7 protein-coding genes are annotated in these 6,029 nt (G+C 40.4%); 4 read left to right on the top strand and 3 right to left on the bottom strand.

What is annotated here, in order from left to right:
* The first annotated feature begins 216 nt into the window (after positions 1-216).
* The 4 genes from JK188_RS15995 (at position 217) to JK188_RS15980 (ending at position 4,225) form a co-directional block, all read left to right on the top strand.
* A complete protein-coding gene (locus tag JK188_RS15995; protein WP_211885541.1) occupies positions 217-1,683 on the top strand; it encodes an AMP nucleosidase in 1,467 nt (488 codons plus the stop codon).
* Positions 1,684-1,701: 18 nt separating this feature from the next.
* Positions 1,702-2,229 (top strand): GNAT family N-acetyltransferase, encoded by a 528-nt coding sequence (locus tag JK188_RS15990; protein ID WP_211885542.1) that lies wholly within the window; start codon positions 1,702-1,704, stop codon positions 2,227-2,229.
* A 101-nt stretch (positions 2,230-2,330) separates the two neighbouring features.
* Entirely contained in the window at positions 2,331-3,290 is a 960-nt protein-coding gene (gene accA / locus JK188_RS15985; RefSeq protein ID WP_132495913.1) for an acetyl-CoA carboxylase carboxyl transferase subunit alpha, read from the top strand.
* Positions 3,291-3,334: 44 nt separating this feature from the next.
* Entirely contained in the window at positions 3,335-4,225 is an 891-nt protein-coding gene (locus JK188_RS15980; protein WP_211885543.1) for a LysR family transcriptional regulator, read from the top strand.
* Positions 4,226-4,282: 57 nt separating this feature from the next.
* Here JK188_RS15980 and JK188_RS15975 read toward each other — a convergent pair whose 3' ends face one another.
* From JK188_RS15975 to JK188_RS15965, 3 genes are all read right to left on the bottom strand, one after another.
* Positions 4,283-4,750 (bottom strand): DUF1456 family protein, encoded by a 468-nt coding sequence (locus tag JK188_RS15975; protein ID WP_211885544.1) that lies wholly within the window; start codon positions 4,748-4,750, stop codon positions 4,283-4,285.
* 101 nt (positions 4,751-4,851) lie between these two features.
* Positions 4,852-5,166 carry an AzlD domain-containing protein gene (locus JK188_RS15970; protein WP_036948090.1) on the bottom strand — a complete coding sequence of 105 codons (315 nt, stop codon included), beginning with the start codon at positions 5,164-5,166 and terminating at the stop codon, positions 4,852-4,854.
* Positions 5,163-5,864 carry an AzlC family ABC transporter permease gene (locus tag JK188_RS15965; RefSeq protein WP_211885545.1) on the bottom strand — a complete coding sequence of 234 codons (702 nt, stop codon included), beginning with the start codon at positions 5,862-5,864 and terminating at the stop codon, positions 5,163-5,165. Before JK188_RS15965 ends, JK188_RS15970 begins: the two co-directional genes overlap by 4 nt.
* Positions 5,865-6,029 lie beyond the last annotated feature (165 nt).

Raw genomic sequence — 6,029 nt, 5'->3', positions numbered from 1 at the left:
CCATAAGCGTTATCTTAAAATTAATTGAAAAATATATTCTTTGTATTGAATTAAGTGCGGAGCTAGCAATAAGTAAAAATGACTAAACAATAAATAGAATAAACGAAGATTTTAACTTATTAAATTTTCAAGGATTAAATGCAATTTCTTGTGAGTGTTCGATGAATAACATACACTGAAGGCGTAAATTTTACGTCATTTGATAAGGAGTTAAGCGTGTCTTTGGAACAATGCCGAAAATATGAAAATCTTTCTATAGAAGAGACAATCGAAACACTCTCATTACTCTATTCAAATGCCATTGAAGCCTTGAGAAATGCCATTGCAACCTATGTTGAAAATGGAACGTTACCCGATGCTAACGCCCGAGAAAATGGATTGTTTGCTTACCCTGAGTTGTGCGTGACTTGGAAAGGAAAAGTTGACCATTGTGAAAAAACGCGAGCTTATGCCCGTTTTGTGAAGCGGGGAGATTACAGCATTACTGTAACCCAACCTGACTTGTTTCGAGCTTACCTCGTTGAGCAATTAACCATTTTTCAACAAGACTATGACGTATCTTTTGCAGTTCGTCCGTCTAAGACTGAAATTCCATATCCATTCGTGATTGATGGTTCAGATTTAATTCTTGATAGAAGTATGAGTAGCAGTTTAGCCGCTCATTTTCCTATTACCGATCTCTCTCATATCAGTGATGATATTACAGATGGTTTATATCATGTGACGGATGATATGCCATTATCCCACTTTGATGCACTACGTGTTGATTTCTCTTTAGCGCGATTAAAACATTATACGGGAACACCGCCAGAGCATGTTCAGCCTTATATTTTGTTTACCAACTATAACCGCTATGTTGATGAGTTTGTGAATTGGGCCTGTGAGCAAATTCGTGATCCGGAAAGCCGCTATATCGCGTTATCTTGTGTAGGACATAACTATTTAACCGCTGAAAATGCGGATCCTCAATTTGCCACATCCGATTTAACGTGGAAAAAATTCCAAATGCCTGCATATCATCTGATTGCACGTGATGGCGGAGGAATTACATTAGTAAATATTGGTGTTGGTCCAGCAAACGCGAAAAACATTTGTGACCATTTAGCGGTATTACGTCCTCACACGTGGTTAATGATTGGTCACTGCGGTGGGCTGCGTGAAAGCCAAAAAATAGGTGACTATGTTCTAGCTCACGCCTATTTACGTGATGACCATATTTTAGATGATGTATTACCACCAGATATTCCTATTCCAAGTATTGCTGAAGTTCAGCGGGCGCTATATGACGCCACTAAACAGGTGAGTAATATGCCTGGTGAGCTAGTTAAACAACGTTTACGTACGGGAACAGTGGTCACAACCGATGACCGGAACTGGGAGCTAAGATTTTTTGCAACCGCACGCAGATTCAGCCTTAGTCGTGCAGTTGCTGTGGATATGGAAAGTGCCACAATTGCCGCACAAGGTTACCGTTTCCGTGTCCCATATGGCACATTACTTTGCGTGTCGGACAAGCCGATTCACGGGGAAATCAAACTTCCGGGACAAGCAAATAGTTTTTATGAAGGCGCAATATCGGAGCATCTACAAATTGGGATCCGTGCCATCGATCTGCTACGACAAGAAGGTGATAAGCTACACTCCCGAAAATTAAGAACATTCGACGAGCCGCCATTTAGATAATCTAGAGGAGGGGAATTCGTGATCCCTAAACTTGAAACAGATAGATTAATTTTAGCAAAACATGAGGTTAGTGATTTTTCAGCACTTTCGCAGTTATGGGGACAACGCTCAATGGTTCAGCATATTGGCGGTGTTCCCTCAACGGAGCGCGAATCATGGATGCGTATGCTTGCGTATGGCGGACTTTGGCCTTTACTCGGGTTTGGTTATTGGGCGGTGAGAGAAAAAGCGACAGGAAATTATGTGGGAGACCTTGGGTTTGCCGATTTTCATCGCATTGTTGAACCCCACGTTAAAGGTATTCCAGAAGCGGGATGGGTGATTGCGCCTGAATATCAAGGCAAAGGCTACGCGACGGAGGCGATGCAAGCTGCATTATCTTGGTTAATCGCGGAGCAAAAACACCAAGAAAGTATCTGCTTTATAGGACCACAAAATATACCGTCACTGCGTGTTGCTGAAAAGTTAGGGTATATACAAGATAAAGAAGTTTTCATGAACGGCAGTATCTCGGTATTGTTGCGTAAAAATCTTATCCAGTCTTAATTCTCCCATTTTTGATAACTATCAATCCTATTCTTATTTATAGAATAGGATTGCTCCTCTTAGTAGACTCTTAAAATTACTTGGTCGATTTTAAGGTCACTATGTCTAGCCACTTTCTTGCATTCGAAAAACCCATTATTGAGCTTCATGAAAAAATTGAAGCATTAAATGCCTTTAAGCAAAAGGGTCATCCATCAGAACTAAAGCTTGATGAGGAGATCCAATTATTAGAAAAAAAATGCCAATCACTCACTGAGAATATTTTCTCTTCTTTAGGTGCATGGGAAATAGTGCAATTAGCACGTCATCCAATGCGCCCATACACGCTTGATTATATTTCTCTTATATTTACTGAATTTCAGGAACTAGCTGGGGACAGAGCATTTGCTGACGACAAAGCTTTAGTTGGTGGATTAGCTCGTTTAGACGGTCGCCCAGTTATGGTAATGGGGCAACAGAAAGGGCGGGATACGAAGGAAAAAGTAAAACGTAATTTTGGAATGCCATCCCCTGAAGGTTATCGAAAAGCGCTTAGGTTAATGAAAATGGCGGAGCGATTTAAACTGCCAGTTATTACCTTCATTGATTCAGCAGGGGCTTATCCTGGTGTTGGCGCTGAAGAACGTGGGCAAGCTGAAGCAATTGCGCGCAATATTCAGGAAATGTCTTGCCTAACAACGCCGATTATTTGTGTGATCACCGGAGAAGGTTGTTCCGGAGGCGCGCTCGGGATTGGTGTGGGGGACAGAATTAATATGTTGGAATACAGTACATACGCAGCAATCTCTCCGGAAGGCTGCGCTTCTATTTTATGGAAAGATTCCCAAAAAGCGCAAGTTGCAGCTGAGGTGATGGGAATGACTGCTCCAAGACTAAAAGCGTTAGGAATTATCGACACAATTATTCCTGAACCGTTAGGCGGAGCGCATCGAAATTACGCATTAGCTGCACAATATCTGAAGCAGCAACTTATCTACGATTTAAACCAACTTAGTGCATTAGATAAGGATACGTTATTGGATCTACGCTACCAAAAAATAATGGAAATTGGCTATTGCTAATGTTATTAGTGGGGCATTAATGAACACTAAAATTAGGTTGTATTATGTCTGTTGATCTTAATTTACTAAAGGTATTTGTTGCAGTGGCCACTCAGGGAAGTTTTGCTAATGCAGCAAAACATCTCTCAATGCCAACATCAAATGTGAGTCGGCAAATTAAGCAGCTTGAAACTCAACTTAATTGCCGATTGATTGAACGAACTACACGGCAAATGCGTTTAACTGAACAAGGTACTTTATTATTAAATAAAAGCCAAAAATTGTATTTAGAATTAGATGAAACCTTGCAACAAATTAGCACCTCAAAAATATTAAGTGGCACTTTGCGGTTAACTATTCCAAGTGAATTTGGCAGTGTATTATTTGCAGATTTACTGGCTCAATTTGCGCTTACTCATCCTGACCTTGCCATCCACTGTGACACGCAGCTAGCCCCTCTGGATGTTATTGGTGATGACGTGGATTTATTACTGACTTTTCATCGTGGAGCATTGATTGATAGTAGTTATCACTCAAAATTGGTTAAGTCATGGGAAAGTGTTGTCGTTGCTGCTCCTAAATTAATTGAAAAACAAGGGATACCCAGCACCGTGGATGAACTCAGCATGATGCCCTGTATCACGAGTTTCAGTGCGTTGCAGGGGCAACCATGGGTTTTTAGCACACATCATGGCCAGTTAAAAAAAGTCAGTATAAACAGTCAGTACCGTGTGAATAGCGGTATTCTTGCCAGTGCGGCGGCACTCAATGGGTTGGGATTTGCTATTTTATCAAAAGAGGGATGCCAAAGCGCAATACAAGCGGGAACATTGGTGGAAGTTAGTTTTGATGACATGTATCCAGCGCCGATTGAGCTACGTGCTGTTTATGCCTCAAAGCGTTCACTTTCGCTGAAAGTTGATACCTTTTTAAGTTACTTGCTGAAAAATATTTAGGCTGATATTACTATCAGCCTATTGCCATAATGCCAATAAACATTATGGTGATTCGAGTTATTTATTTCCGCGTAGGCGTAACGTTAGGCCTTTTAATAGGTAACGTAATAGTTGGTCGCCACATTCACGATAATTTTTATGTTCTGGGTTACGGAAAATAGCACTTAATTCTGGTTTTGAAACTCGGAAATCAACAGATTGGTAGATATCCAGTAAATCAACGTCTTTAAGTTCAAAGGCAACACGCAATTTCTTGAAAATAATATTGTTATTGATTCTATCTTCAACTTCAGGCGCTGGACGACTTTCATCTTTACCACGGCGATGGTAAATCAATCCGTTAAGAAAGTGACCGAGCACAAGGTCGCTACATTCAACGTAGTCTGGATCGGTATCTTTCTTTAGCCAGAGGCTCATTTCTTCTTTTGTGACTGAAAAGTCTGCAAGTTTTACGATTTCAACCATCTGAGCATCGCTCAAATCCAACATATAACGAAGACTTCGTAAAACGTAATTATTTAGCATGGGGTTAATTATCCAACGGATCGATTAAAAAACAGGCTTATATTAGCCATGAAACGTTATTATAAAGCAAAGGCGGCTACCGATGCTTTATAAATTATTGGTTAGCCCATAAAGTAAATCAGTCCATAGAAAAAGACTAAAGTTAATCCGACGGTTACTAACATATTTTTCAGTAAGGATGCAGCCACAACGCAAAATAGCGCTCCCCAAAGATAAGGATTATCAGGAAAACTACGCAATTCATGGTTTTCTAATAAGATTACAGGAGCACAAATTGCGGTAAGCAAACAGGGGGCAGAATAACTGAGCGCTTGGCGTACAATTAATGGTAACCGTATGGGTAATTGGGGGATCAGAAAAATATAACGGAGAGAGAAAACAACAGCCGTTAAACTGATAATTAAAATCCAGATCATTTTTCTTCCCTTAATAAGTGAGAGACACCAACAGAAACAAACATTCCACCAACGCCGGCAATCACAATTGCACTACTGATCGAATACATTGATAAGGTAATTGCAGTAATTAATGAAAATAAAACACCACAGGCGGTACTTATTTTTTTAGTGAGTGGAACGACAATGGCCAATAGTGTCGCGACGACTGAGAAATCTAAATGTAATTTACTTAAATCACCCACCAAATTTGCCATCACAATGCCGCATAGGCTGGTGACTAACCACACAAGATAAAAACTAAATCCGGCACCAAATAAATAGGAAAAACTGAGGGCTTGACGCTTGGCTACACTAATGGCGAATAGCTCATCAGTTAATAGAAAGCCAATGCTTAAACGTTGTGGTGTCGTGAAATCTTTTACGTGAGGGCGCATGGTTAGCCCATATAAAAGATGTTGTGATGTAATAAAGAAAACAGAAATCACAATTGTAATGTAGCCAGCTCCAGAATTGAGTAAACCTAGAGTGACTAACTGGGCTGCGCCTGCAAAAACCATTGCAGACATTGCGATGCTTTGCCAAAAAGAAAGCCCTGTTTCAATGGCCATGGAACCCGCAAGAATCCCCCACGGAATAACTGCAAGATTTAAGGGTAATGTGTGGACGGCTCCATCCATCATTGCGCGTTGCCATGGCTTTGGTTGTTGAGACGACATCGATGTGCACCTGTATGTTGAAATGTCATTCATTGAATAAAAGTCTAAACAAAGACAATGTTGATTTAACTACAGGTATTTAGAGTAAAAATCATTATTCGATACGCTGTAGGCATCCATTGTTATATCGTGAAATGTGGAACAAATCACTATCTCTACCTACAG

This window comes from Providencia sp. JGM181, assembly GCF_018257375.1.
In the GTDB taxonomy this organism is placed as follows: Bacteria; Pseudomonadota; Gammaproteobacteria; order Enterobacterales; family Enterobacteriaceae; genus Providencia; species Providencia lanzhouensis.
The sequence above is the reverse complement of the archived record's forward strand: the minus strand, read 5'-3'. Positions and strand labels throughout refer to the sequence as shown.

Coding starts and splice junctions, on each gene's coding strand:
- accA (WP_132495913.1), top strand. CDS start 2,331: ATGTCTAGCCACTTTCTTGCATTCGAAAAACCCATTATTGAGCTTCAT.
- JK188_RS15980 (WP_211885543.1), top strand. CDS start 3,335: ATGTCTGTTGATCTTAATTTACTAAAGGTATTTGTTGCAGTGGCCACT.
- JK188_RS15975 (WP_211885544.1), bottom strand. CDS start 4,750: ATGCTAAATAATTACGTTTTACGAAGTCTTCGTTATATGTTGGATTTG.
- JK188_RS15970 (WP_036948090.1), bottom strand. CDS start 5,166: ATGATCTGGATTTTAATTATCAGTTTAACGGCTGTTGTTTTCTCTCTC.
- JK188_RS15965 (WP_211885545.1), bottom strand. CDS start 5,864: ATGTCGTCTCAACAACCAAAGCCATGGCAACGCGCAATGATGGATGGA.